The following is a 24,488-nucleotide window of genomic DNA, read 5'->3' as shown; positions in this document are numbered from 1 at the left end:
TTGGCTAATTCAGGCGAGTCGGGTCAGACCATCGTCATCAGCACGGCGATGAAAATGCTGCCGGCGGAGAAGGTCATGGTCCGGGACGACCAGGTGTTGAACCAACCTTGAAAGCTGGCGAGGTCGCGGCTCAGTTTGGTGTCCTGGCGGGTCCAGGACTGGCGGTCGAGGCGGAAGAACACGTAGATCTTCATCAGTGCGCCGACGATCTGGTTGTAATAGAGGATCGCCGGGTAGGCCGGGCCGATGCTGTGGCCCGAGCAGGCCAGCAGGATCGTCAGGATCAGGCGGGTGATGCCGATCCACAGCAGGTAGGCGAGGATGAATTCGATGCCGTACTTGAAGCTGGCGATCAGCGCCACGGTCAGGCCCAGCAGCGAGGTCCACATCGACACGCGCTGGTCGAACAGCACCACGCTGGTGAACAGACCGAGGCGGCGGATACCCAGGCCCAGGGCGCGGGAGTTCTGGCGCAGGTTGTTGCCGTACCAGCGGTACATCAGCTTGCGGCTGGACTTGATGAAGCTCTTCTCCGGCGGGTGCTCCACGGTATGGATCGCCGCGTCGGGCACGTAGAAGGTGTCGTAGCCCAGGCGCATCAGGCTGTACCAGCTGGACTTGTCGTCACCGGTGAGGAAGCGGAAGCGGCCCAGGCGCCAGTGTTCCAGCGAGTCGCTCTCGACGTCGGCGATGAAGCCGGCATCGGTGACCACGCTGGCGCGGAATACCGACATGCGCCCGGTCATGGTCAGTACGCGCTTGGACAGGGCCATGGAGCACATGTTGATGTGGCGCTGGGCGAAGCGCAGCTTGTGCCATTCGCTCATGACGTAGCCGCCGCGCACTTCGCAGAATTCGTTGGTGGTCAGGCCGCCGACGTTGTCGAACAGCTGGAACCAGGGCACGGTGCGGCGCACCACGCCTTCGCTGAGGACGGTGTCGCCGTCGATCACCGCGACCACGGCACGCTCGTCCGGCAGGTGACGGGAGATCGCCCGGAATCCGTAGGCCAGGCCGTCGCGCTTGCCGGTGCCGGCGATGCGGACGAAGTCGAGGGTGACGCGCTCCGGCGGGTTCATCCGCGCCCAGAGGCTCTTGACCAGCAACTCATCGGACATTTCCACCAGCGAGCAGACCACGGTGGTGGGGAAGCCGCAGTCGATGGCTTCGCGGATCACCGATTGGTAGACCTGGGCGGTGGTGTGGGCGTCGATGCGAAAGCTGGTGACCATCAGGAACACGTGGGACGGGTCCGTGGCCTTGCCCAGCTTGCGCAGTTTGCGCCGCAGGTGCGGGTAGACGATGTAGAGGAAGATCATCCCGCGCACGAAATGGGTGGCGCCCATGGAGTAGCGCCAGATACCCACGGCACCGATCAGGAAGATGAAGTCCTTGGATTCGGCATCGAAGGTCGAGGTGGGCAGCAGTGAGGCCAGGCCCATCAGCAACGTCAGGTAGAACAGCCAACCGGCGGCCTGGAGGAGGCCATGTTTCAGCCTGTACATAATCTGCATCCATCTGTGTCTCGGGCGAGGCCCGATGGGGTCGTTAGCAATCCTGGGGGCGAGGCGCCCGGTGGGGCGCCATCGTCAGCAAGCCGGCTCCCGCGGGGAGGGGAGGGACCCGAGGGGCCGGCCTGCTGGCGATCAACCGCGTTGCGGTTGCCGCGGGTTTACCAGCAGATCCCTTCGGCGCGGCCGCCGGCGCTGGTCGGCTTGGACATGAAGCCGACCAGGTCGATGACCTGCTTGCCGTGTGGCGCGTTCTCGGCCAGGTCGCGGAACTTCTCGTCGCGGTTGCCGAGGATGATCACGTCGCTGTTGTCGATCACGGCGTCGAAGTCGGCGTTGAGCAGGGACGACACGTGGGGAATCTTCGATTCGATGTAGTCCTTGTTCGCCCCGTGGACGCGGGCGTACTCGACGTTCTTGTCGTAGATGCTCAGGTCGAAGCCCTTGCCGATCAGCATTTCCGCCAGTTCCACCAGCGGGCTCTCGCGCAGGTCGTCGGTACCGGCCTTGAAGCTCAGGCCGAGCAGGGCGACCTTGCGCTTGTCATGGCTGGCGACGATGTCGAAGGCGTTCTGTACCTGAGTCTCGTTACTGCGCATCAGCGAGTTGAGCAGTGGCGACTCGACGTCCAGGGAGCCGGCGCGGTAGGTCAGGGCGCGCACGTCCTTGGGCAGGCAGGAGCCGCCGAAGGCGAAGCCGGGGCGCATGTAGTACTGGGACAGGTTGAGGGTCTTGTCCTGGCAGACCACGTCCATCACTTCGCGGCCATCGACGCCGACGGCCTTGGCGATGTTGCCGATCTCGTTGGCGAAGGTCACCTTGGTGGCGTGCCAGACGTTGCAGGTGTACTTGATCATCTCGGCCACTTCGATGTCCTTGCGGATGATCGGCGCGTCGAGTTCTTCGTAGAGGGCCTGCAGGACATCGCCGGAAGCACTGTCGAGTTCGCCGATGACGGTCATCGGTGGGTAGTCGTAGTCCTTGATCGCGGTACTTTCGCGCAGGAACTCGGGGTTGACCGCGACGCCGAAGTCGACGCCGGCCTTCTTGCCCGAGCAGTCCTCGAGAATCGGGATCACCACGTTCTTCACGGTGCCCGGCAGCACGGTGCTGCGTACGACGATGGTGTGGCGGGTGGTCTTGTCGCGCAGGACGAAACCGATTTCACGGCACACCGATTCGATGTAGTTCAGCTCCAGGTCGCCGTTCTTCTTGCTTGGCGTACCGACACACAGCATCGACAGATCAGTGGCCCGAATCGCCTCGGCGAAGTCGGTGGTGCCGCGCAGTCGACCACTGGCAATACCTTGGGCCAGCAGCGGCTCCAGACCCGGTTCGACAATCGGCGACTTGCCGTTGTTGATCAGGTCGATCTTGTCCTTGGAGATATCAACGCCAACGACATCATGGCCTCGTGCAGACAGGCAACCGGCACAGACTGCACCGACGTAACCCAAACCGAATATGCTAATGCGCATTGCATTTACCTCTATCTTAATTACGCCATCAAATGGCGGAAGTTAATGTAGCCAGTAGTCGTAATGCACTCGAAAGTCTCACCGGAAGAGGTTGCTCTACCGAGTGCAGGCATATAAATATCGAGTGGCTAAATAATTGCACTCAAGCTGTGCGCAACTTGGCCTTGTTATGAGGGACATGCCCTTTAATGTGGCCGACCTTCTTCAGGACGGTCCTTGTCAGCGGGCTTGCCGTGCGCTTATGCCCGTGGCAGAGCCTTTGGGGTATAAGCCGGCAAGTGTCTGACTGGTGCATTGTCTGGGTGGCCGCCCTGGCCTTCGTAGGGGATATTAATGATGCGTATCTCCTGTCCTTTGATGGATTGCAATTGGCTGGGCTCTTTCGTAAGTCCTAGGTTCAAACTTAAACAAGTTATCCAGCCTGCCTGTAAGTCATCTCTTACAAAATCGTTGAGACTCGTCACGGGTGGTATGAGCAATGGAGGGGAACATAAGTTCCGATCCGCTCATCCTGTTTTCGGAAAATTCTTGAAATATTGTTGGAGATGGCACTGCTTTCATATTGATAGCACTTCTCGTTTCGCCCTTTGATTACGGGGACGAAAAACGCTGCGATGGTTCTATGCCATCATGGGAAAAATTTTTTGGTGCCACTACGAAAAAAAATGAAAAAAGTCGAGTGAAAGAATTTTCATTGTTGTTACAGTCAATTTTATGGCGTCAGAAAAATGGATTTCCGGGGTGGCGCACGAAGGGGAGGAGAGGAAATCGTGGGTTCTACACATTGCGTGCATTGCACCAGGTCGGGGCAGGGTAACAGAAAAATCGCCTTGGGCCGGCAATCATTTTCCTCAAGGGGAGAATCGCCTGCGAGAGCCAATGGGCTTTGACTCTCCGGCGACGAGCGTTCAAGCCGGCACCCGAGAGTAAACCGGCGCCCGTTGTTCGCGGAGCTGCTGCCATGATTATTGTGGGAGTGGGGCTTGCCCGCGAAGCTTTTGCCGCTCTCGAAGACGCCTTCGCGGGCAAGTCCGCTCCCACCGTGCAGGGGGCTGTGCCTTGAAACGGTTACTCCGGCGCGTGGTCGCGGAGGAACACCAGGTTGTCCGGCTTGGAGAGTTCTGCGCTGAAACGGTAGCCTTGTTCGTCGAACGTCTTCAGATTTTCAGGGTTGGTGATGCGTTCGCGAATCACGAAGCGGGCCATCATGCCGCGGGCCTTTTTGGCGTAGAAGCTGATGATCTTGTACTGGCCGTTCTTCTGGTCACGAAACTCGGTATTGATGATGCGGGCGTTGAGCGCCGAGCGTTTGACCGCCGAGAAGTATTCATTCGAGGCCAGGTTCAGCAGTACGTCGTCACCTTGTGCGGCCAGGGCTTCATTGAGCCATTCGCTGATGCGCGTGCCCCAGAAGGCGTAGAGGTCCTTGCCGCGGCCGTTGGCGAACTTGGTACCCATTTCCAGGCGGTACGCCTGCATCAGGTCCAGGGGGCGCAGCAGGCCGTAGAGCCCGGAGAGCATGCGCAGGTGGGTCTGGGCGAAGTCGAAGTCGGCGTCGCTGAAATCCTCGGCGTTCAGGCCGGTGTAGACGTCGCCCTTGAAGGCCAGCAGGGCCTGCTTGGCGTTGTCCGGGGTGAAGGCCGGGGTCCAGCTGCCGAAGCGCGCGGCGTTGAGGCCGCCGATCTTGTCGGAGACATGCATCAGCTCGCTGATCTGTGCCGGGCTCAGCAGGCGCAGTTGTTCGATCAGCTCCTGGGAGTGGTCGAGGTATTGTGGCTGGGTATAGCGTTTCGTCACCGGTGGTGTTTCGAAATCGAGGGTCTTGGCGGGGGAAATCACCATCAGCATGAAGTCGTCTCCTGTAATCGTCGGGGGATTCTAGGGGGTTGGGCGGTTTGGCTCCACCTATGATGCCGATAGCGGCCGGGTGCTTGTCTTTGGGGCTTGGCGATTTTTACGCAGGATTGTCATGCGACCCGGGACTGCAGGAGCCGGGCTTGCCCGCGAATGGGCCGGAACACGCGCAGCAGGAGGGGCGGACGTTGAGATCGGCTATAGTGCGCAGGTTCCTGTCACGGAGACATCCTTCTTGCGTTTTCTTCTTTTATGCTCGGCCCTGCTGGCCTGCCTGGGCGCCGCGGCCGCGCCGAACGACGTCGCGACCCTGGATCGCAGCACCTGGCCCGAGGCGCTGAGCAGCCCGGCGCTGTTCGATGTCGCCTCGCGGGCGGAAATCCTCACCTTCGCCCATGCCCTGCTGGTCAGCGAGATGACCGACGAGCCGGCCCTCAGGCAGCGCCTGGGGCTCAGGCAGATCAACATGGCGTCGATCAACCGGGTGCGTGCCCGTCTCTGGTCGCGCCTGCTGCAGAACTACAACTTCGCCCAGCAGAGCTGCGAGCAGGACGCTTCGTTCTGCTATTACGTCGAAGACATGGACAGCCTGCGCGAACAGGCCGGCAAGTTCCGCGTGCCGGAAGACTCCTTCTATATCCGCTGGGCCGAGCCGAGCCGGGCGTTTCACGAGCGCTACCTGGATGAACTGCTGCGCATGGCCGCGCTGTTTCCCCAGACCAGCAGCGAAATCGCCCTGTTCGGCGAGCCCGAGCGCAATGGCGAGGATTTCCATGATCGACTGTTCCTGCTGAGCTTCGACGGCGGTCCCGGTCCGGTCGCGGGCAATACCGACAAACTGACCGGGTACCTGCGCCGGCAGAAGATGAATGGCCTGTTCCTTGTCCTGGGCGGCGCCCTGCAGGCGCGGGTGGACAAGAGCTCGATCATGGCCGTACGGGAGCTCTATAAACAGCAGTGCGTAGGTATCGAGGGCTGGCAGTATCGCTCCCACAGTCACTGGCAGGACTGGCAGGATTCGGTGCAGCGCAGTGCCGCGCTGGCACAGAGCGTGTTGCCGGAGAACTACCTGCCGTTGTTCCGCCCGCCTTATGGCCAGCGCCAGGCGGACAGCGGGGCGTTCTTCAGGAAGCAGGGCTTGCAGGTGGTGTTGTGGGACATCGATTCGGCCGATGGGAGTGGCAAGCTCAGCGCCGAGCAGTCCGCCCAGCGGGTGATGACCCTGATGCTGTTGTGGCGGCGTGGTGTGATCGTGTTCCACGATGCCCAGGACAAGGCGCTTGGTGCATTGCCCTGGCTGTTACGGCAGACGGCGGAAAGTGGCCTGGGTTGGCGTGATTGCAACGACGCGTTTCGCTAGTGCGTTGTGGGAACGTCCGCCGTGCTCGCCAACCGTGCCATAAGCTGGGTTCTCGTGGCTTGAAGGCTCGGGATGTAGGAAATTTCGAAGGAATTCGGGGCAGGTGGACTTCCGACTTTAACGGGGGCCGGCCTGCTCGCCAAGGGCTATTCGTCACTCTGAAAAATAAACTTCAAAAAGTCGTCAAAGTGCTTTTTCCTGTCACGGGTTTTGCGGTATTACGGAGTCAGACCGCCGAAACCTGCAACACAGGTGGCGTCTGCCAAGACCCCACCTTGTGCACAGAGCGCCTGCCCCTTCCAGGCGAGTTCGGCGGTCACTTCGAGGCGCGATGCCGTCCAGGCGTCGCGTCGACTGGCTCCCACAAAGGTGACCGAGTATGGATGATCACGGACGCACGCCTTCTTCCAACCAGCCAATCCTTTACGTGCTCGATACCAACGTACTGATCCACGATCCAAACGCGTTACTGAACTTCGAGGAGCATCACGTCGCCATCCCGATGACGGTCCTGGAGGAACTCGACAAACTCAAGAGCGGCCACCACAGCGTGGCTTCCGAATGCCGTCAGGCGATCCGCCTGATCGACAAGACCCTGGGCGATGCCAGCCCCGAGGACGTCGAGCGGGGAGTGCCTATCCAGCGGGGCAAGAGTGGTCCCAAGGGGGCGCTGTCGATCCTGATGAGCAAGCGCAACGAGCCCAATCTGTTGCTGCCGGAAAACCTCAACGACAACATCATCATCAACCAGTTGGTCGACCTGCATGCGCGTGACAAGGGGCTGCGCCTGGTACTGGTGACCAAGGACATCAACATGCGCCTCAAGGCGCGTGCCTGTGGCATCGCGGCCGAGGACTACAGCACCGACCAGTTGGTCGATGACGTGGACCTGTTGCCCAAGGGCTTCCACAATGTGCCCGGCTCGTTCTGGGACCGGGTCAGCAAGGTCGAGACCCGTCAGGGGCATGGGCGCACCTGGCACCAGGTGCAGATGACCGACAACCTGCCGGCTGTGCACGTCAATGAGTTCATCATCGATGAGCAGGGTTTCGTCGGTTGGGTGAAAGAGATCGATGCCGACGTGCTGCTGATCCTCGACCTGCATCAGGAACCGCTGCTGCACCAGGAGGCCTGGGGCCTGAAACCCCGCGACATCTACCAGAGCCTGGCGCTGTACGCCTTGCTCGACCCGGACATCCACCTGGTCAACCTGACCGGTGCCGCCGGTTCCGGCAAGACCATCCTGGCCCTGGCGGCCGCCATCGAGCAGACCATGGTCAGCAAGCGCTACCGGCGTATCATCGCCACCCGCAGCGTGCAGGGCCTGGACCAGGAAATCGGCTTCCTGCCCGGCACCGAGGCGGAGAAGATGGAGCCCTGGCTGGGAGCGATCACCGACAACCTCGAAGCCCTGCACATGGATGACGAAAGCACTCATGGCAGCGTCGACTACATCCTCAGCAAGGTGCCGTTGCAGTTCAAATCCCTCAACTACATCCGGGGCCGCAGCTTCCAGCAGAGCCTGATCCTGATCGACGAATGCCAGAACCTCACGCCGCACCAGATGAAGACCATCATCACCCGTGCCGGCGCCGGTTCCAAAGTGGTGTGCCTGGGTAACCTGGCACAGATCGATACTCCCTACCTGTCCGCGACCAGTTCCGGGCTGACCTACCTGACCGAACGCTTCAAGGACTTCCCGAACGGCGTGCACATCACCCTGCAGGGCGTGCCGCGTTCGATCCTGGCCGAATACGCCGAATCCCACCTGTAAACCGCAACCCGGGCGGCCGCGCGCCGCCCGGTCCGGTGCCCATCTCGGGCGTGCGGAAAACTGACCCGCGGGTTTACAATCGACGCTCCTGATCAGGAGTATCGCCGTGCTGACTCATCTCGATTCCCAAGGTCGCGCCAATATGGTCGACGTCACCGACAAGGCCGTGACCTTTCGCGAGGCGCTGGCCGAAGCGCGGGTGCGCATGTTGCCGCAAACCCTGCAAATGATCGTCAGTGGCGGTCACCCCAAGGGTGACGTGTTCGCCGTGGCGCGTATCGCCGGGATCCAGGCGGCGAAGAAGACTTCCGAACTGATTCCGCTCTGCCACCCGCTGATGCTCACCAGCGTCAAGGTCGAGCTGAGCGCCGAGGGCGAGGATGCCGTGCGCATCGTGGCGCGCTGCAAGCTGTCCGGCCAGACAGGGGTGGAGATGGAGGCGCTGACGGCGGCCAGTGTCGCGGCGTTGACGATCTATGACATGTGCAAGGCGGTCGACCGTGGCATGACCATCGAGAACGTGCGCCTGCTGGAGAAGCTCGGCGGCAAGAGCGGTCACTATCAGGCGGATGCGTCATGAAGCTCGATGTGCAGTTCTTTGCCCGCTACCGGGAAGTCCTCGGGGTGGATGCCGAACAGGTCGAGGGCGAGTTCGCCACGCTCGGGCACTTGCGCGACCACCTGCTGCAGCGCGGTGGCAACTGGCAGGTGCTGGCCGAGCAGGGCCTGATGTGCGCGCGTAACCAGGAACTGTGCGGGGTGGGCGAGCCGCTGGTCGATGGGGACGAGGTGGCGTTCTTTCCTACCGTGACCGGAGGCTGAGATGGCGGTTCGTATCCAGGCCGGAGCCTTCGATCCGGGCGCCGAAGTCAATGCGTTGCACGCGGCGAATGTGGGTATCGGCGCGGTGGTCAGCTTTGTCGGCTATGTGCGTGACTTCAATGACGGGCGCGAAGTGGCCGGGATGTTTCTCGAACATTATCCGGGCATGACCGAGAAGGCGCTGGGCAAGATCATCAGCGAGGCCGAGCAGCGCTGGCCGCTGCTGCGGCTGGAGGTTCTGCATCGGATCGGGGCGCTGGAGCCGGGGGAGCCGATCGTGTTCGTCGGTGTGGCCAGTGCCCACCGCCAGGCGGCGTTCGACGCCTGCAACTTCGTCATGGACTATCTCAAGACCCGGGCGCCGTTCTGGAAGAAGGAAAACACCGCCGAGGGGCCGCGTTGGGTCGAGGGGCGGGCCAGCGACCAGGCGGCGGCGCAACGCTGGAAGTAGCGGTCTGCTTGAGGGCCTCTTTGCGGGCAGGTCCGGCTCCTGCAGTCAGTCGTCGTTCACCCGCTCTGTGTACGCCAAAGGCCTGCTGGAACTGGGGCCTGTCGGTTGCCGCATCCCCGCGAAGACCGCGGTGAAATCACGGTAAATCTCCCTTCACGGCCACCTCGGGCCGGCTGCATTTGCTCGTTGACGGATTGTACATATAAGTCCAGTATGGATTTATAAGTACAAAATCAAGTTGTTTTCTTCTGTCTACTGCCGTGTCACAACACCTCCAATAACCAGCGGGAGCCCCAGCATGAAGAAGTTCACCCGGATCTGTGCCGTTACCCTGAGCCTGCTCACCAGCGCCAGCCCGTTCGCCGCCGAGAAGACCTTGCGCATCGGCATCGAGGCGGCCTATCCGCCGTTTGCGTTCAAGACCGCCGAAGGCAGGATCGGCGGCTTCGACTACGACATCGGCAATGCCTTGTGCGCGCAGATGCAGGTCAAGTGCGAATGGGTCGAGGGCGAGTTCGACGGGCTGATTCCGTCGCTCAAGGTCAAGAAGATCGATGCGGCGCTGTCGTCGATGACCATTACCGACGAGCGCAAGAAGTCGGTGGATTTCACCCACAAGTACTACTTCACCTCCTCGCGGCTGGTGATGAAGCAGGGTGCGGTGGTGGATGATCAGTACACCAGCCTCAAGGGCAAGACCATTGGCGTACAGCGTGCGACCACCACTGACCGCTACGCCACCGAGGTCCTGGAACCGCGGGGTATCAAGGTGGTGCGCTATGGCAACAACGAAGAGATCTATATGGACCTGGCGTCCGGGCGTCTGGATGGCATCTTCGCCGACACCATTCCTTTGAGCGATTTCCTGGCGATGCCGCGGGGCGCGGGCTATGCCTTTGCAGGGCCTGAACTGAAGGACCCGAAATATGTCGGCGAAGGCGCGGGGATCGCCGTGCGCAAGGGCAACAGCGAGTTGCTGGGTCAGTTGAACAAGGCCATCGACGGTATCCGTGCCAGTGGCGAATACCAGAAGATCGAAGGGAAGTACTTCAAGTCGGATATCTACGGCGACTGAGTGCCGGAGCCCGCTCGCCACAATGGGGGTCTGTCTGATAGCTCCGGCTGCTTCAGACCTCTGCCTTCAATTCCTTCAGGTGCTTGTAAACGGTCGCCCGGCCCATGTTCAGCACGTTCGCCACATAGTTGGCCGCGCTCTTGCCCTTGAACGCGCCCTCGGCATGGAGGGCCAGCACCAGCTCGCGCTTGTGGTCGCGGGTCAGCAGGTTGAGCCCCAGTTGCCGCTGGCGCAGCCAGTTGTGCAGGAAAGTGTTGATCCGTTCCTGCCAGTCATCACGAAACAGTGCATCCGGTTGCGGCACCAGCTTGCTGGAGGAGAGGAACAGGTCCAGCGCAGCCTTGACGCTTTCAAACAGGGAAATATTCAGATTGATGCACAGCACCGCCAGCGGAGTGCCCTGGCTGTCACGCAGGACGGTGCTGACACTGCGAATCTTCTGGCCATCCCAGTTGAGCTTCTCATAGGGGCCGATATTGCGCTCGCTGACTTGCCCGTCAAGCATGTCCTCCAGGGCGGCATCGTCGCCAATCTCGCGTTTGGAGATATTGTTGGCGATGTAGTCGACCTTTTGTGTGCGCAGGTCGTGCAGCACCACTTCCGCATGGGGAAAGAACAGCGTGGCAATGGCGTCGGCAATGGCTCGGAAATTATCCAGGGCGGGATCCTGTCGGGGTGTCATGGTCTTCTCCAGGCGGCGTCAGCGCCCCGGTAAGGGCGCTGGCAGTGTGCCGTAATCGCCGGCGGTCGTCATCCCAGGCGGGCAGGCGAGAGCATCGCGGCGGTCAGGCCGAAGTGTTCGAGGTGGGCCGGCAAGGCCTGGCCACGCACCAGGGCAGCGCTGGCCTGGCCCATGGCGGGAGAGGTCTGGATGCCGTAACCGCCCTGCGCCGCCACCCAGAACAGACCTGTGACCGAAGGGTCGAAACCGGCCACCAGGTTACCGTCGCTGACAAAACTGCGCAGGCCGGCCCAGGTGCGGGTCGGGCGGCGGATGCTCAGGGTGGTGGCTTCCTCGATCTGGTAGATGCCCATGGCAATGTCCAGTTCCTCGGGTTGTACGTCGTGGGGTTCGACCGGGTCGGCGTTGGCCGGCGAGCCCAGGAACATGCCGGCATCCGGTTTCATGTAGAACGATTCGTCCAGGCTCACCAGCATGGGCCAGTGATGGCTTTCCAGGCCTTCGGGCGGTGCGAAGATAAACGCGGCCCGGCGCTTGGGCTGCAGGCCCAGCGCGGCGGCACCGGCCAGATGACCGATATGATCGGCCCAGGCGCCGGCAGCGTTGATGATCACCGGGGCGCTGAAGGTCTGTCCGTTGGTCAGAACTTGCCAGCGGCCGTCGGCATCGCGCTCCAGGCCGAGGACTTCGCAGTCGGTGTGGATTTCCCCGCCTTGGCGACGGATGCCGCGCAGGTAGCCCTGGTGCAGGGCATCGGTGTCGATATCGCTGGCGCTGGGGTCATAGAAGGCGCCGTGGACCTTGTCCCGGCGCAGGATCGGCAGGCGTGCGCAGGCCTCGTCGGCGCTGAGCTTCTGTACCTCGGGGACGCTGGCCTTGGCGCTCAGGTACTGCGACAGCAGTTCGTCCGGGTCGCCGTTGAAGTCTACTGTCATCTCGCCACGGGCGGTGAGCAGCGGGTGTTCGGCGAAGCCGGCGGGTGGATGGTCGAAAAAGTCCCGGCTGGCGAGGGTGAGCGCGCGTACCTGAGCGGTGCCGTAGGCGGCACTGTAGAGGGCTGCCGAACGGCCGGTGGAATGGTAGGCCGGATGCGACTCGCGCTCGAGCACGATGACCCGGCCGTGTGCGGCGAGCCAGAAACCGGTGGACGCGCCGGCAATGCCGCCGCCGATGATGATGAAATCTGCCTGGCTCATTCAAGGTCTCCTGAAAGGTGAGGTTGGGGGGGCGGGCCTGCCGAAAAAGGGCTGGGCAGTCTTTGCGGCGGGCCGCGTTATCGTTCTTCCCGGGCAGGCCCGCCCCACAGTGCGGGGGACAAGGTGCGATCAGCGGGCGTTGTGCAGATGATAGAGCGCATTGGCCAGCGCGATATCTTCCAGGCCCAGGCCGATGGAGCGGAAAAAGACATGCCGTGCGTACTCCGGGCGCGGGACCTGTCCACTCAGCAATTCGGCCAGGTCGCCACGAATGCTGTCGGCCTCCCAGTCGTGCTTGCAACTGGCAATCAGCATCTCTCCCGCCGAGTCCGGGGTGGTCTTGCGGTAGTCGCAGTAGACCTCCATCGCTTCCAGGGCTTGCGGCGGGATTTCATGGGCGCGCGGCGCATTGGTGCTGATGGAGGTGATCAGGGCCGGTTTGCCCAGTGTGCGCGGATCAATGACCGGGGTCGCGGAGGAGGTGCAAAGCATGATCACATCGGCCTCCTCCAGGGCTGCGTCGAGGTGCGCGACGAGTTCCAGGTGGGGTTCGATCTCCAACAGGCGCCCGCGGGTTTCGGCACCGAGGTTGGGCGAATACAAGCGTATGCTCCGCCATTCACGCAGGTTCCTGGCATAACGCAGGTGTGCCTGGGCCACCGGGCCACTGCCGACGATCGCCAGGCGGCTGGCGCTCGGCGCAGCCAGGGCGTCCACGGCCACTGCGGTGGTCGCCGCGGTACGGGCAGTCGTCAGCTCGCCGGCGTCGCAAAGCAACAGCGGCTGGCCGCTGTCCATGGACATCAGCAGGGTCCAGGCGGTGACCAGCGGACCCTGCTCGCGCACGATATAGGGCGAGGTCTTGATGCCGTAGACACGCTCCTCGGCCAGCACTCCCAGGTAGTTGATGAAATCACCGTCCCCTTGTGGAAAACCGACCTGTTGCTGGGCCGGTTGCACCGCCTTTGCGGCTGCGAGATCACGGAACAGTCTGCGCATGATCTGCGGTACGTCGAGTTGCTGCAGTAACTGATGCGCCTGCGGCTGTGCAATCACGTAAGGGGTGGGGCTGGGCATGCGTGGGGTTCCCTTGGATTTTATTGAACTTTTTTGTCTATTATGGACTTTTAGTTCAATTCGGCAATCCGCAGGCGAAAAAAAACGCCGACTGCGAACAGGCGGCGTTCTTGCGTAGCGCTTGGGGTGTGCGTCAAGGACGCTGACGCACCACCGGTCGCAGCAAGTGCGTCGGCGGCATCTCGCAACTGATCTTGCGCCCCAGCAGTTCCTCGATCGACGGCAACTGGTAGGAGTCGTCCTCGCCGGCGAAGCTGATGGACACGCCATCGGCCCCGGCACGACCGGTACGCCCGATACGGTGTACATAGTCATCCGGCACTTCCGGCAGGGTGAAGTTGATCACGTGGCTGATGCCGTCGATATGGATCCCGCGCCCGGCGACATCGGTGGCCACCAGTACGCGGATCTTGCCTTCGCGGAAACCTTCCAGGGTCTTGATGCGCTTGTGCTGCGGCACGTCGCCGGACAGTTGGGCGGCGTTCACGCCGTCACGCACCAGGCGTTCCTCGATACGCCGCACCTCGTCCTTGCGGTTGGCGAAGACCATCACCCGTTCCCAGCCGTTGTCGTTGACCAGGTTGTACAGCAGCTTGTACTTGTCGGCCGAGGCCACCGCATAGATGTGCTGCTCGACGTTCTGGTTGGCGACGTTCTGCGATTCGATCTCGACGATCGCCGGGTCGGTGGTCCATTGCCGGGCAAGGTTCATCACGTCGTCGGTGAAGGTTGCGGAGAACAGCAGGGTCTGGCGTTCGCTTTTCGGCGGGGTCTGGCGAATGATCTGGCGAACCTGCGGGATGAAGCCCATGTCGAGCATGCGGTCGGCTTCGTCCAGCACCATCACCTCGACCATGTCCAGGTGCACCTCGCCGCGCTGGTTGAAGTCCAGCAGGCGGCCCGGGGTGGCGACGAGAATGTCGCAATGACGGGCTTCGAGCTGCTTGAGCTGCTTGTCGAAATCCATGCCGCCGACGAACTGCATGACGTTCAGGCCGGTGTACTTGGTCAGGTCGGCGGCGTCCTTGGCGATCTGCACCACCAGTTCACGGGTCGGCGCGATGATCAGTGCCCGCGGCTCGCCCATGTAGCGCTCGGCCGGAGGTGGTGTCTGCAGCAACTGGGTGATGGTCGAGATCAGGAAGGCGGCGGTCTTGCCGGTGCCGGTCTGGGCGCGGCCGATCGCATCCTTGCCGGCCAGGGTGTAGCCCAGCACCTGCGCCTGGATAGGCGTGCAGTAGGGGAAGCCCAGGTCGTGGATGGCGTGCATCAGTTCCGGTGCCAGCCTGAAGTCGTGGAAGCGGGTCTTGCCTTCCTGGGGTTCGACGACGAAGTCCTCCAGCTTCCACGGTGCCGGTTTTGGCTTCGGCGCCCGCTCGCGGCGTGGCTGGGCGGCCTTGGGCTTCCCGGCGCTGGGCTGGCCGGAGGGCTGTGGGGCGGCGGTCGGCTGGGCTTTCGGTTTGGCCGCGGGCTCGGCACGTTCCGACGACTGGCCGGTCAGGCGGCTTTCTGGTGGGGGAGTCGGAGTGCCGGTACCTGGTGCGAGCTGCTCAGTCTCGCCTTTACCGAATATTTTTTTGAGTGCTTTGAGCACGGTCGTCTCATCAATTGGTTAAGGAATGTACGCCGGCCAGTGTAATGCAAGAATCGGGCGCGGCGTAGTGCGTTACGGCGATCAGCGCAAACGAGCGGCCAGCCAGGTGCCGATGTCGTTGATTTCCTCCGGTAACACTTCGTGGCCCATTGGGTATTCCTGCCATGTCGCGGTGACATCATTGCGCTTCAGGTGCTCGTAGGCGGTGCGACCCATGGCGTTCTGCACCACTTCGTCGTAATGGCCATGCAGGCAATACACCGGAATCCGTTGCTGGCTGGCCGAAAGCTGCAATTCGTCACTGAAGGTCGGGGCGTAGGTCGACAGGGCCAGCACGCCACCGAGGGCGCCCTGCCACCTCAGGAAAGCGGTGTGCAGCACCACCGCGCCGCCCTGGGAGAAGCCGGCGAGGAAGATTCGCGTCGGGTCGATACCTTCGGCCCGCTGGGCCTCGATCAGTGCGATCACGCTGTCTGCCGAGGCCTCGAGCTCTTCGTGGCTGATGGAGCGCGCCGGGCTCATGGCCAGGATGTCATACCAGCTGGGCATGGCGTAGCCGCCGTTGATCGTGACGGCGCGGGTTGGAGCCTGGGGTAGCACGAACCGGGTGCTCGGCAGGCGCTCCTGCAGGGCCTCGGCCACGGGCAGGAAGTCGTAGCGATCGGCGCCCAGGCCGTGAAGCCAGATGACACAGGCATCGGCGGGTTTGGCCGGGTGGATGATCAGGGGATCGGTCATATCTGCTCCATTTGCTCCATTAATGTGCGTGCGCTCCGATTGGGTGCGTGATTGCAGTGCACAGCTGGCGTATCTGTTAAGAAGATGTCGCAACTTTGAAAGTTTTCTTGTTGACCTCTGGCTGAATCGCTTTACCCATCACTGTGGTACGGGCTTTGCTATGGGAGATTCGAGTGTGTGCTTTCCCCCGCTGGCGGTAACACTAACAGGCTAGCGTCAGCAGTGGGATAGCACGAATCCGGCTAACGGATTCGGATTGATGTTCGCCACCGGCCGGGAAGGCTCCGCGAACACAGGGCGCAAGCCGTTCGGCCGATTGGCGGGCAATGAGTGCACCCCGGGGATGTCCCCCAACTAGACTCATGGCTCAAAGTCTTTGTCGCTGACCCAAAAATAAGCCAACCCGGGTCAACTAACGCCTCATAAGGGTGCGACAAGGCTCTAGCTCCGACACAACAAGAGCAACTGGAGGTTTGAATGAAGATGTTGAAATCCACCCTGGCAGTCGTGACTGCTGCTGTCGTCCTGGGTGTCAGCGGTTTTGCACAAGCGGGTGCCACCCTCGATGCCGTTCAGAAGAAGGGTTTTATCCAGTGCGGTGTGAGTGATGGTCTGCCAGGTTTCTCGGTACCTGACGCCAGCGGCAAGATCATCGGTATCGACGCCGACGTCTGCCGCGCCGTTGCCGCTGCCGTGTTCGGCGATGCGACCAAGGTCAAGTTCAGCCAGTTGAATGCCAAGGAGCGTTTCACCGCCCTGCAGTCCGGCGAGATCGACATCCTTTCGCGTAACACCACCATGACCAGTTCCCGTGACGCGGGCATGGGCCTGAAATTCCCCGGCTTCATCACCTACTACGACGGCGTGGGCTTCCTGGCCAACAACAAGCTGGGCGTGAAGAGTGCCAAGGAACTGGATGGCGCGACCATCTGCATTCAAGCCGGTACCACCACCGAACTGAACGTGTCCGACTACTTCCGTGCCAATGGCCTGAAGTACACCCCGATCACCTTTGACACCTCCGACGAAAGCGCCAAGTCGCTGGAATCCGGTCGTTGCGACGTACTGACTTCGGACAAGTCCCAACTGTTCGCCCAGCGCAGCAAGCTGGCTTCGCCGAAGGACTACGTGGTTCTGCCGGAAACCATTTCCAAGGAGCCTCTGGGCCCGGTCGTGCGTAACGGCGACGACGAGTGGCTGGCCATCGTGCGCTGGGTCGGCTACGCGCTGCTCAACTCCGAGGAAGCCGGTATCACCTCGAAAAACGTCGAGGCTGAAGCCAAGTCGACCAAGAACCCTGACGTAGCCCGCCTGCTGGGCGCCGACGGTGAATATGGCAAGGACCTCAAGCTGCGCAAGGACTGGGTTGTGCAGATCGTCAAGCAGGTCGGTAACTACGGCGAGATCTTCGAGAAGAACCTCGGCAAGAGCACTCCGCTGGAAATCGATCGTGGCCTGAACGCCCTGTGGAACAACGGCGGTATTCAATACGCACCTCCTGTGCGCTGATTGATCTGTCGCCCGGCGGGCCAACCGCCGGGCGATCTTCCCTGTTCCGTTTTTTCTGGGGCACTTCATGCAAAATCAAGTCGGCGCACCAAAGCAGAGGCTCAGCCTCAGCGATCCGCGAGTGCGTGCGTGGTTATTCCAGATCATCACGGTTGTCGCGGTGATCGCCTTGGGCTGGTACCTGTTCCACAACACCCAGACCAACCTGCAACACCGGGGCATCACCTCGGGCTTCGGTTTCCTCGAGCGCAGTGCCGGTTTCGGTATCGCTCAGCACCTGATCGACTACACCGAATCCGACAGCTATGCGCGTGTATTCGTCATCGGTCTGCTCAACACCCTGCTGGTGACCTTTATCGGTGTGATCCTGGCGACGATCCTGGGCTTCATCATCGGCGTCGCGCGGCTGTCGTCGAACTGGATCATCAACAAGCTGGCGACCATCTATGTCGAGGTGTTCCGCAACATCCCGCCATTGCTGCAGATCCTGTTCTGGTACTTCGCGGTGTTCCTGACCATGCCGGGGCCGCGCAACAGCCATAACATCGCCGATACGTTCTTCGTCAGCAGCCGGGGCCTGAACATGCCGGCGGCCATCGCCGCGCCAGGCTTCTGGCCGTTCGTGGTCAGCCTGGTACTGGCCATCGTCGCGATCGTCTTCATGACCCGCTGGGCCAACCGGCGCTTTGAAGAAACCGGCGAGCCGTTCCACAAGTTCTGGGCCGGGCTGGGGTTGTTCATCGTTATCCCGCTGCTCTGCACGCTGGTCTTCGGCGCGCCGGTGCACTGGGAAATGCCCAAGCTGCAAGGCTTCAACTTCGTTGGCGGCTGGGTATTGATCCCTGAACTGCTGGCGCTGACCCTGGCCCTGACGGTGTACACCGCGGCGTTCATCGCCGAAATCGTCCGTTCGGGTATCCGTTCGGTCAGCCATGGCCAGACCGAGGCGGCGCGCTCCCTGGGGCTGCGCAACGGTCCGACCCTGCGCAAGGTGATCATCCCCCAGGCCCTGCGCGTGATCATTCCACCGCTGACCAGCCAATACCTGAACCTGGCGAAGAACTCGTCCCTGGCGGCCGGTATCGGTTATCCGGAAATGGTTTCGCTGTTTGCCGGTACGGTGCTCAACCAGACCGGGCAGGCCATCGAAGTCATTGCCATCACCATGAGCGTGTACCTGGCGATCAGTATCAGCATTTCCCTGCTGATGAACTGGTACAACAAGCGCATCGCGCTGATCGAGCGGTGAGGAAAGGCCCATGAGTTCCCATACCTTCAAACCTGACATGCCCCCACCGAGCAGCAGCATCGGCGTGGTCGCATGGATTCGGGCCAACATGTTCTCCAGCTGGATCAACACGCTGCTGACCCTGTTCGCCTTCTATCTGATCTATCTGGTGGTGCCGCCGATCCTGCATTGGGCGATCCTGGATGCCAACTGGGTCGGCACCACCCGTGCCGACTGCACCAAGAGCGGTGCCTGCTGGGTGTTCATCCAGCAGCGTTTTGGCCAGTTCATGTACGGCTACTACCCGCAGGAACTGCGCTGGCGCATCGATTCGACGGTGTGGCTGGCGATCATCGGTGCGGCGCCGCTGTTCATCTCGCGCTTCCCGCGCAAGGCGATCTACGGCCTGTGCTTCCTGGTGGTGTTCCCGATCGTCGCCTTCATCCTGCTGCACGGCGGCTTCGGCCTGGAAACCGTGGCGACCAGCCAGTGGGGCGGCCTGATGCTGACTCTGGTGATCGCTACCGTCGGTATCGCCGGCGCCCTGCCGCTGGGCATCCTGCTGGCGCTGGGACGACGTTCCAATCTGCCGGCGATCCGTGTGGTCTGCGTGACCTTCATCGAGTTCTGGCGCGGCGTGCCGCTGATCACCGTGCTGTTCATGTCCTCGGTGATGCTGCCGTTGTTCCTGCCCGAGGGCATGAACTTCGACAAGCTGTTGCGGGCACTGATCGGGGTGATCATGTTCCAGTCGGCGTATGTCGCCGAAGTGGTGCGTGGCGGCCTGCAGGCCATTCCGAAAGGGCAGTACGAAGCCGCGGCCGCGATGGGCCTGGGCTACTGGCGCGCCATGGGCCTGGTGATTCTGCCGCAGGCCCTGAAGCTGGTGATCCCCGGCATCGTCAACACGCTGATCGCATTGTTCAAGGATACGAGCCTGGTGATCATCATCGGTCTGTTCGACCTGCTCAACAGCGTCAAGCAGGCCGCCGCCGACCCGAAATGGCTCGGCATGGCTACCGAGGGCTACGTGTTCGCCGCCCTGGTGTTCTGGATTTTCTGTTTTGGTATGTCCCGCTACTCCATGCATCTGGAGCGCAAGCTGGACACAGGCCACAAGCGTTAGGAGTCAAGTGATGAGCGAAGCGATCAAACAGCCTGTGGGTCCTGAAGGCATTATTCAGATGCAGGGCGTGAACAAGTGGTACGGGCAGTTCCACGTACTGAAGGACATCAACCTGAACGTGCGGCAGGGCGAGCGTATCGTGCTCTGCGGTCCGTCCGGCTCGGGCAAGTCGACCACCATCCGCTGCCTCAACCGCCTGGAAGAGCACCAGCAGGGCCGCATCGTGGTCGATGGCGTGGAACTGACCAACGACCTCAAGCAGATCGAGGCGATCCGCCGTGAAGTCGGCATGGTGTTCCAGCACTTCAACCTGTTCCCGCACCTGACCATTCTGCAGAACTGCACCCTGGCGCCGATGTGGGTTCGCAAGATGCCCAAGCGCAAGGCGGAAGAAATCGCCATGCACTACCTGGAGCGCGTGCGTATCCCGGACCAGGCGCACAAGTTCCCCGGGCAGCTCTCCGGCGGCCAGCAACAGCGTGTGGCGATTGCCCGTGCACTGTGCATGAAACCGAAGATCATGCTGTTCGACGAGCCGACCTCGGCCCTCGACCCGGAAATGGTGAAGGAGGTTCTGGACACCATGATCGGCTTGGCCGAAGACGGCATGACCATGCTCTGCGTGACCCACGAAATGGGCTTTGCCCGTACCGTGGCCAACCGCGTGATCTTCATGGACAAGGGCGAGATCGTCGAACAGGCGGCCCCGAACGACTTCTTCGACAACCCGCAGAACGATCGGACCAAGACGTTCCTCAGCCAGATCCTGCATTGATCGACTGGCGTTGAATGAAGAACCCGGACCTGGTCCGGGTTTTTTTATGGGGCGGCATCGACTGTCGCCTGCGGCTTGAGCGCCCGCCGGTTTCTGGGATAGGCTAGTGAAAATTCATCCTATGATTGGATGTCAAGGCGAGACCATGTCCCCAAGCATTCCCCTGATCAGGCGCTCCCTGGTCGACCAGGCCCTGGAGCAATTGCGCGAACGCATCACCCGCGGCACCTGGGTGGTGGGCGAACGCCTGCCGACCGAGCCGGAGTTGGCGGCCGAGCTGGGCATCAGCCGCAACACCATGCGCGAGGCCATGCGTGTGCTGGCGTTTTCCGGGTTGATCGAGATTCGCCAGGGCGACGGCAGTTATGTGCGGGCCACCACCGATCCGCTGGCGACCATGCAGGCGTTGTCGCGCTGTTCCCTGGACCAGGCGCGCGAGACGCGGCACAGTTTTGAAGTCGAGGCCATTGGTCTGGCGGCCCTGCGTCGTACCGATGAGGACCTCAAGGGGTTGCGTGAAGCCCTGGATGCCAGCAGCCACCACTACCATGGTGATCTCGACTGCTTCATCTCCTGCGACCTGGTCTTTCACCAGCGGCTGATCGACGCCGCGCACAACCCCATGCTCAGCGAGCTGTATCGCTACTTCTCCAGCGTGATCGCCAGCGCCTTGCGCCAGACCCTCGACATCACGCCCCGCCGCCAGTCGGTGTTCGATCTGCATGTCGCGCTGCTCGAGGCAGTCGAGCAGCGCGATCCCGAACGCGCCAAGGCCCTGTGCAGGACCCTGATCAATGAACCTTGAATCCGAGACCATCATGCCCCGTTCCATTTCCGAGGCCGGCGCCTCGACGCAGCCGCGCCGAGGCGAACTCGATCCGCTGCTGATCGATGCCGAAGCCGATGACGCCATCGTCCAGCAGGCTCACCCGGTACTGCGCCGTCCCTGGCTGTTGCTGCTGGGGCTGGTGCTGGTGGCGTTGAACCTGCGCCCGGCGCTGTCGAGCATGGCACCGATGCTCAGCGAAGTGTCCCGCAGCCTCGGCTTGTCGGCGGCCAAGGCCGGCCTGCTGACGACCCTGCCGGTACTCTGCCTGGGCCTGTTCGCGCCCCTGGCGCCGGTGCTGGCCCGGCGTTTCGGCAGCGAGCGGGTGGTTCTGGGGATTCTCCTGACCCTGGCCGGCGGCATGCTCCTGCGCAGTTCCCTGGGCGAGTTCGGCCTGTTTGCCGGCAGTATCCTGGCTGGCGCGAGCATTGGTGTGATCGGCGTCCTGCTGCCGGGGATCGTCAAGCGTGACTTTGCCAGGCATGCCGGGACCATGACCGGGGTCTACACCATGGCCCTGTGCCTGGGGGCGGCCATGGCGGCGGGCTCGACCGTGCCACTGAGTCAGCACTTCGGTAACAGCTGGTCGCTGGGGTTGGGCTTCTGGGTGGTGCCGGCCCTGGTGGCGGCCGTGGTATGGCTGCCGCAGGTCGGCAGCCGGCAGGGGGCGCACCAGGCGGCCTATCGTGTGCGTGGCCTGTTGCGTGATCCGCTGGCCTGGCAGGTGACCCTGTACATGGGCCTGCAATCGTCGCTGGCCTACATCGTGTTCGGTTGGCTGCCTTCGGTGCTGATCGGCCGTGGCCTGACGCCAACCCAGGCGGGGATCGTGCTCTCCGGTTCGATCCTGGTCCAGCTGGCCAGTTCCCTGGCGGCGCCCTGGCTGGCGACCCGTGGCAAGGACCAGCGACTGGCGATCCTGGTGGTCATGCTGCTGACCCTGGGTGGCCTGTTCGGTTGCCTGTACGCGCCCCTCGACGGCCTGTGGGGTTGGGCGATCGTGCTGGGGCTTGGGCAGGGGGGGACCTTCAGCCTGGCACTGACCCTGATCGTCCTGCGTTCGCGCGATGCCCATGTGGCGGCGAACCTGTCGAGCATGGCCCAGGGCATCGGCTACACCCTGGCGTCGATGGGCCCGTTCGCGGTGGGCCTGGTGCATGACCTCACCGGCGGCTGGCAGGCGCTGGGCTGGATTTTCGCGGTGGTCGGCCTGGGTGCCATCGTCGCCGGGCTCGGGGCCGGGCGGGCGCTGTATGTGCAGGTCAACAGCGAAAAACTCTGAATGGCCCCGTACTCCCGGTATTCGAATGGCGAATGCCGATAGTCAGCGGCGCATTTGCGGACTATCGTGCAGGCAATCCTTTTACCTGCACGGAGCCCGTACATGAGTGATGCCCACAGCGCGTTGATTACCGAGTTCTACAAGGCCTTCCAGCGGCTGGATGCCGAGGCGATGAGCGCCTGCTACACCGAGGATGTGCTGTTCAGCGACCCGGCCTTCGGTGAGTTGCGCGGGCGTGATGCCGGCGACATGTGGCGCATGCTCACCACCCGGGCCAAGGACTTTTCCCTGACCTTCGACAATGTCCGTGCCGACGAGCGCAGCGGTGGTGCTCATTGGGTGGCGACCTACCTGTTCAGCCAGACCGGCAACATCGTGGTCAACGATATCCAGGCCCGCTTCGTGTTCCGCGACGGCAAGATCTGCGAGCATCACGACAGTTTTGACCTGTGGCGCTGGGCCCGCCAGGCATTGGGGGCCAAGGGCTTGATCCTGGGCTGGACGCCGCTGGTGAAGAATGCCGTGCGTGGCCAGGCGCTCAAGGGACTCAAGGCATTCCAGGCAGGCCGCTGAGGTCTGTTAAGATCGTTTCCCCGTTTCCGCTCAAGCCGCCTGCCACGTGAACACCAGCCCGGAACCCGTAGTCATCGCCGAGACCGTCGTGCCGGCGACCAAATCCTGGTTCGTCTATCTGGTGCGGGCGGCCAACGGTTCGTTGTACTGCGGTATCAGCGACGACCCGCAGCGGCGTTTCGCCTCGCACCAGAGCGGCAAGGGCGCGCGCTTCTTTCACTCGAGCCCCGCGGTGGCGCTGGTCTACGTCGAAGCGTGCCGTGACAAGGGCGATGCCCTGCGTCAGGAGCGCCTGATCAAGAAACTGCGCAAGAGCGCCAAGGAGGCGTTGGCGGCGAGCTTTTGCCTGGAAGCCTTTTCGGTCGGGCGAAAATGACCCGCGCTCCCTGGCCGTACCGTCGGCCATTAGTGCCTTCGATAGGGCGATATCAGCCAGGTCGGGTAGGCTGGCGCCGATTTGCAGGCTAAGCTGCGGACTCCTACTCGTACGGCGGATCCCGGCATGTCTGAGCTGATTCTTCACCACTATCCAACGTCCCCCTTTGCCGAAAAGGCTCGGCTGCTGCTGGGTTTCAAGGGGCTGTCCTGGCGCTCGGTGAACATCCCGCCGATGATGCCCAAGCCTGACCTGACGGCCCTGACCGGTGGCTATCGCAAGACTCCGGTGCTGCAGGTGGGCGCGGATATCTACTGCGATACCGCGCTGATCGCCCGTCGCCTGGAGCAGGAAAAGGCTTCGCCGGCATTGTTCCCCGAAGGCCGGGAGATGGTGGCCACGACGTTTGCCGCCTGGGCCGATTCGGTGGCCTTCCGGCATGCCGTGGCTCTGGTGTTCCAGCCGGAATCGGCGGCGGTGCGTTTCGCCCGGTTCTCCCCGGAACAGGCCAAGGCCTTCATGGCTGACCGTGCCGGGTTGTTCAGCGGTGGGTCGGCCACCCGGGTTCCGCTGGAGGAAGCCAGGCATTCATGGCCGGCCTTCATGGCCCGACTGGAACAGCAACTGCAGCGTGAGGAAGGTGACTTCCTGTTCGGCGAGCCATCCATCGCCGATTTCTCGATGGCGCATATCCTGTGGTTCCTCAAGGCTACGCCGGTCACTTCGCCGCTGGTGGATGAGTACCCTGCAGTGCTGGCCTGGTTCGAGCGGGTGATGGGCTTCGGGCACGGTGCCTCGAACGTGATGACGGCCGAGGAGGCGGTACAGGTGGCACGGGAAGCTGTGCCGGCAGAGCTGCCCGAGGAACCTTTCGTCGATCCGAACGGCTTCACCGCGGGGCAGCAGGTGGTGATTGCCGCCACGGACTACGGCGTCGACCCGGTGGCGGGCGAGCTGCTGTTTGCCGGCAGCGAGGAACTGATCCTGCGGCGTGAGGATGAGCGGGCGGGGGTGGTGCATGTGCACTTCCCGCGGCTGGGGTTCCGTATCGAGCCGCGTTGAGCGGCGTAGGCCGCGTGCAGCAGCATTCTGTAGGAGCAGGCTGTGCGGCGTCCGATTTGTCCGCGAACAGGCCCGTGCGGCTGCTGAAAGCTTCGCGGGCAAGCCCGCTCCTGCAGGGC

General features: G+C 62.5%; 23 protein-coding genes. 15 read left to right on the top strand and 8 right to left on the bottom strand.

Going from position 1 to position 24,488, the window contains the following annotated elements; translation table 11 throughout:
• Positions 1-23: 23 nt before the first annotated feature.
• From alg8 to yaaA, 3 genes are all read right to left on the bottom strand, one after another.
• Entirely contained in the window at positions 24-1,505 is a 1,482-nt protein-coding gene (gene alg8 / locus PF66_RS01295) for a mannuronan synthase (RefSeq protein ID WP_054057819.1), read from the bottom strand.
• A 167-nt stretch (positions 1,506-1,672) separates the two neighbouring features.
• Positions 1,673-2,989 carry a nucleotide sugar dehydrogenase gene (locus PF66_RS01290; protein ID WP_054057820.1) on the bottom strand — a complete coding sequence of 439 codons (1,317 nt, stop codon included), beginning with the start codon at positions 2,987-2,989 and terminating at the stop codon, positions 1,673-1,675.
• Positions 2,990-4,057: 1,068 nt separating this feature from the next.
• Positions 4,058-4,837, bottom strand: a complete 780-nt coding sequence (gene yaaA / locus PF66_RS01280; protein ID WP_054057822.1) for a peroxide stress protein YaaA — start codon at positions 4,835-4,837, stop codon at positions 4,058-4,060.
• A 241-nt stretch (positions 4,838-5,078) separates the two neighbouring features.
• On the opposite strand from yaaA, the gene PF66_RS01275 reads away from it, so the two are divergent.
• The 6 genes from PF66_RS01275 to PF66_RS01250 all read left to right on the top strand — a co-directional run bounded on the left by PF66_RS01275 (position 5,079) and on the right by PF66_RS01250 (position 10,325).
• On the top strand, positions 5,079-6,203 hold the full coding sequence (locus PF66_RS01275) for a polysaccharide deacetylase family protein (RefSeq protein WP_054061708.1): 1,125 nt from the start codon (positions 5,079-5,081) through the stop codon (positions 6,201-6,203).
• Between the two features lie 379 nt (positions 6,204-6,582).
• A complete protein-coding gene (locus tag PF66_RS01270; protein WP_054057824.1) occupies positions 6,583-7,977 on the top strand; it encodes a PhoH family protein in 1,395 nt (464 codons plus the stop codon).
• A gap of 106 nt (positions 7,978-8,083) precedes the next feature.
• On the top strand, positions 8,084-8,557 hold the full coding sequence (gene moaC / locus PF66_RS01265) for a cyclic pyranopterin monophosphate synthase MoaC (protein ID WP_054057825.1): 474 nt from the start codon (positions 8,084-8,086) through the stop codon (positions 8,555-8,557).
• Complete coding sequence (locus PF66_RS01260; protein ID WP_054061707.1) at positions 8,554-8,799, top strand: MoaD/ThiS family protein; 246 nt, start codon at positions 8,554-8,556, stop codon at positions 8,797-8,799. Before moaC ends, PF66_RS01260 begins: the two co-directional genes overlap by 4 nt.
• Before the next feature lies 1 nt (position 8,800).
• Positions 8,801-9,250 (top strand): molybdopterin synthase catalytic subunit MoaE, encoded by a 450-nt coding sequence (gene moaE, locus PF66_RS01255; RefSeq protein WP_054057827.1) that lies wholly within the window; start codon positions 8,801-8,803, stop codon positions 9,248-9,250.
• A 298-nt stretch (positions 9,251-9,548) separates the two neighbouring features.
• Positions 9,549-10,325: an ABC transporter substrate-binding protein gene (locus PF66_RS01250; protein ID WP_054057828.1), complete on the top strand. Its 777-nt coding sequence runs from the start codon at positions 9,549-9,551 to the stop codon at positions 10,323-10,325.
• A gap of 52 nt (positions 10,326-10,377) precedes the next feature.
• Here PF66_RS01250 and PF66_RS01245 read toward each other — a convergent pair whose 3' ends face one another.
• From PF66_RS01245 to PF66_RS01225, 5 genes are all read right to left on the bottom strand, one after another.
• Complete coding sequence (locus PF66_RS01245) at positions 10,378-11,007, bottom strand: helix-turn-helix transcriptional regulator (protein ID WP_054061706.1); 630 nt, start codon at positions 11,005-11,007, stop codon at positions 10,378-10,380.
• A gap of 68 nt (positions 11,008-11,075) precedes the next feature.
• A complete protein-coding gene (locus PF66_RS01240) occupies positions 11,076-12,203 on the bottom strand; it encodes an NAD(P)/FAD-dependent oxidoreductase (RefSeq protein ID WP_054061705.1) in 1,128 nt (375 codons plus the stop codon).
• Between the two features lie 129 nt (positions 12,204-12,332).
• Entirely contained in the window at positions 12,333-13,280 is a 948-nt protein-coding gene (locus tag PF66_RS01235; protein WP_054061704.1) for an ornithine cyclodeaminase family protein, read from the bottom strand.
• Between the two features lie 133 nt (positions 13,281-13,413).
• Positions 13,414-14,874: an ATP-dependent RNA helicase RhlB gene (gene rhlB / locus PF66_RS01230; protein WP_054057832.1), complete on the bottom strand. Its 1,461-nt coding sequence runs from the start codon at positions 14,872-14,874 to the stop codon at positions 13,414-13,416.
• Between the two features lie 81 nt (positions 14,875-14,955).
• Positions 14,956-15,612 carry an alpha/beta hydrolase gene (locus PF66_RS01225; protein ID WP_054057833.1) on the bottom strand — a complete coding sequence of 219 codons (657 nt, stop codon included), beginning with the start codon at positions 15,610-15,612 and terminating at the stop codon, positions 14,956-14,958.
• Positions 15,613-16,089: 477 nt separating this feature from the next.
• On the opposite strand from PF66_RS01225, the gene PF66_RS01220 reads away from it, so the two are divergent.
• The 9 genes from PF66_RS01220 (at position 16,090) to PF66_RS01180 (ending at position 24,369) form a co-directional block, all read left to right on the top strand.
• Positions 16,090-17,121, top strand: a complete 1,032-nt coding sequence (locus tag PF66_RS01220) for an amino acid ABC transporter substrate-binding protein (RefSeq protein ID WP_054061703.1) — start codon at positions 16,090-16,092, stop codon at positions 17,119-17,121.
• A gap of 67 nt (positions 17,122-17,188) precedes the next feature.
• Complete coding sequence (locus PF66_RS01215; RefSeq protein WP_054057834.1) at positions 17,189-18,370, top strand: amino acid ABC transporter permease; 1,182 nt, start codon at positions 17,189-17,191, stop codon at positions 18,368-18,370.
• Between the two features lie 10 nt (positions 18,371-18,380).
• On the top strand, positions 18,381-19,475 hold the full coding sequence (locus PF66_RS01210; protein ID WP_054057835.1) for an amino acid ABC transporter permease: 1,095 nt from the start codon (positions 18,381-18,383) through the stop codon (positions 19,473-19,475).
• Between the two features lie 10 nt (positions 19,476-19,485).
• Positions 19,486-20,250 carry an amino acid ABC transporter ATP-binding protein gene (locus PF66_RS01205; protein ID WP_054057836.1) on the top strand — a complete coding sequence of 255 codons (765 nt, stop codon included), beginning with the start codon at positions 19,486-19,488 and terminating at the stop codon, positions 20,248-20,250.
• A gap of 145 nt (positions 20,251-20,395) precedes the next feature.
• Positions 20,396-21,055 carry a FadR/GntR family transcriptional regulator gene (locus tag PF66_RS01200; RefSeq protein WP_054057837.1) on the top strand — a complete coding sequence of 220 codons (660 nt, stop codon included), beginning with the start codon at positions 20,396-20,398 and terminating at the stop codon, positions 21,053-21,055.
• The gene (locus PF66_RS01195; RefSeq protein WP_054057838.1) at positions 21,045-22,358 is read left to right on the top strand and encodes a CynX/NimT family MFS transporter; all 1,314 of its coding nucleotides are present in this window, start codon (positions 21,045-21,047) and stop codon (positions 22,356-22,358) included. The genes PF66_RS01200 and PF66_RS01195 overlap by 11 nt, the downstream gene beginning before the upstream one ends.
• A gap of 102 nt (positions 22,359-22,460) precedes the next feature.
• Positions 22,461-22,931: a nuclear transport factor 2 family protein gene (locus PF66_RS01190; protein ID WP_054061702.1), complete on the top strand. Its 471-nt coding sequence runs from the start codon at positions 22,461-22,463 to the stop codon at positions 22,929-22,931.
• A 46-nt stretch (positions 22,932-22,977) separates the two neighbouring features.
• Positions 22,978-23,307: a GIY-YIG nuclease family protein gene (locus PF66_RS01185; RefSeq protein WP_054061701.1), complete on the top strand. Its 330-nt coding sequence runs from the start codon at positions 22,978-22,980 to the stop codon at positions 23,305-23,307.
• A 126-nt stretch (positions 23,308-23,433) separates the two neighbouring features.
• The gene (locus PF66_RS01180; protein WP_054061700.1) at positions 23,434-24,369 is read left to right on the top strand and encodes a glutathione S-transferase family protein; all 936 of its coding nucleotides are present in this window, start codon (positions 23,434-23,436) and stop codon (positions 24,367-24,369) included.
• Positions 24,370-24,488 lie beyond the last annotated feature (119 nt).

The sequence above is a fragment of the Pseudomonas asplenii genome (genome assembly GCF_001293465.1).
Lineage (GTDB): Bacteria > Pseudomonadota > Gammaproteobacteria > Pseudomonadales > Pseudomonadaceae > Aquipseudomonas > Aquipseudomonas fuscovaginae_B.
This window is presented reverse-complemented; position numbering and strand designations above follow the sequence as displayed.

What these genes read in the sequence shown, in the direction of transcription:
- PF66_RS01180 (WP_054061700.1), top strand. Translation starts at nt 23,434, where the DNA reads ATGTCTGAGCTGATTCTTCACCACTATCCAACGTCCCCCTTTGCCGAA.
- PF66_RS01210 (WP_054057835.1), top strand. Translation starts at nt 18,381, where the DNA reads ATGAGTTCCCATACCTTCAAACCTGACATGCCCCCACCGAGCAGCAGC.
- PF66_RS01245 (WP_054061706.1), bottom strand. Translation starts at nt 11,007, where the DNA reads ATGACACCCCGACAGGATCCCGCCCTGGATAATTTCCGAGCCATTGCC.
- PF66_RS01260 (WP_054061707.1), top strand. Translation starts at nt 8,554, where the DNA reads ATGAAGCTCGATGTGCAGTTCTTTGCCCGCTACCGGGAAGTCCTCGGG.
- PF66_RS01195 (WP_054057838.1), top strand. Translation starts at nt 21,045, where the DNA reads ATGAACCTTGAATCCGAGACCATCATGCCCCGTTCCATTTCCGAGGCC.
- moaE (WP_054057827.1), top strand. Translation starts at nt 8,801, where the DNA reads ATGGCGGTTCGTATCCAGGCCGGAGCCTTCGATCCGGGCGCCGAAGTC.
- PF66_RS01225 (WP_054057833.1), bottom strand. Translation starts at nt 15,612, where the DNA reads ATGACCGATCCCCTGATCATCCACCCGGCCAAACCCGCCGATGCCTGT.
- PF66_RS01220 (WP_054061703.1), top strand. Translation starts at nt 16,090, where the DNA reads ATGAAGATGTTGAAATCCACCCTGGCAGTCGTGACTGCTGCTGTCGTC.
- PF66_RS01235 (WP_054061704.1), bottom strand. Translation starts at nt 13,280, where the DNA reads ATGCCCAGCCCCACCCCTTACGTGATTGCACAGCCGCAGGCGCATCAG.
- PF66_RS01240 (WP_054061705.1), bottom strand. Translation starts at nt 12,203, where the DNA reads ATGAGCCAGGCAGATTTCATCATCATCGGCGGCGGCATTGCCGGCGCG.
- alg8 (WP_054057819.1), bottom strand. Translation starts at nt 1,505, where the DNA reads ATGTACAGGCTGAAACATGGCCTCCTCCAGGCCGCCGGTTGGCTGTTC.
- PF66_RS01250 (WP_054057828.1), top strand. Translation starts at nt 9,549, where the DNA reads ATGAAGAAGTTCACCCGGATCTGTGCCGTTACCCTGAGCCTGCTCACC.
- yaaA (WP_054057822.1), bottom strand. Translation starts at nt 4,837, where the DNA reads ATGCTGATGGTGATTTCCCCCGCCAAGACCCTCGATTTCGAAACACCA.
- PF66_RS01215 (WP_054057834.1), top strand. Translation starts at nt 17,189, where the DNA reads ATGCAAAATCAAGTCGGCGCACCAAAGCAGAGGCTCAGCCTCAGCGAT.
- PF66_RS01270 (WP_054057824.1), top strand. Translation starts at nt 6,583, where the DNA reads ATGGATGATCACGGACGCACGCCTTCTTCCAACCAGCCAATCCTTTAC.
- PF66_RS01200 (WP_054057837.1), top strand. Translation starts at nt 20,396, where the DNA reads ATGTCCCCAAGCATTCCCCTGATCAGGCGCTCCCTGGTCGACCAGGCC.
- PF66_RS01205 (WP_054057836.1), top strand. Translation starts at nt 19,486, where the DNA reads ATGAGCGAAGCGATCAAACAGCCTGTGGGTCCTGAAGGCATTATTCAG.
- PF66_RS01290 (WP_054057820.1), bottom strand. Translation starts at nt 2,989, where the DNA reads ATGCGCATTAGCATATTCGGTTTGGGTTACGTCGGTGCAGTCTGTGCC.
- PF66_RS01190 (WP_054061702.1), top strand. Translation starts at nt 22,461, where the DNA reads ATGAGTGATGCCCACAGCGCGTTGATTACCGAGTTCTACAAGGCCTTC.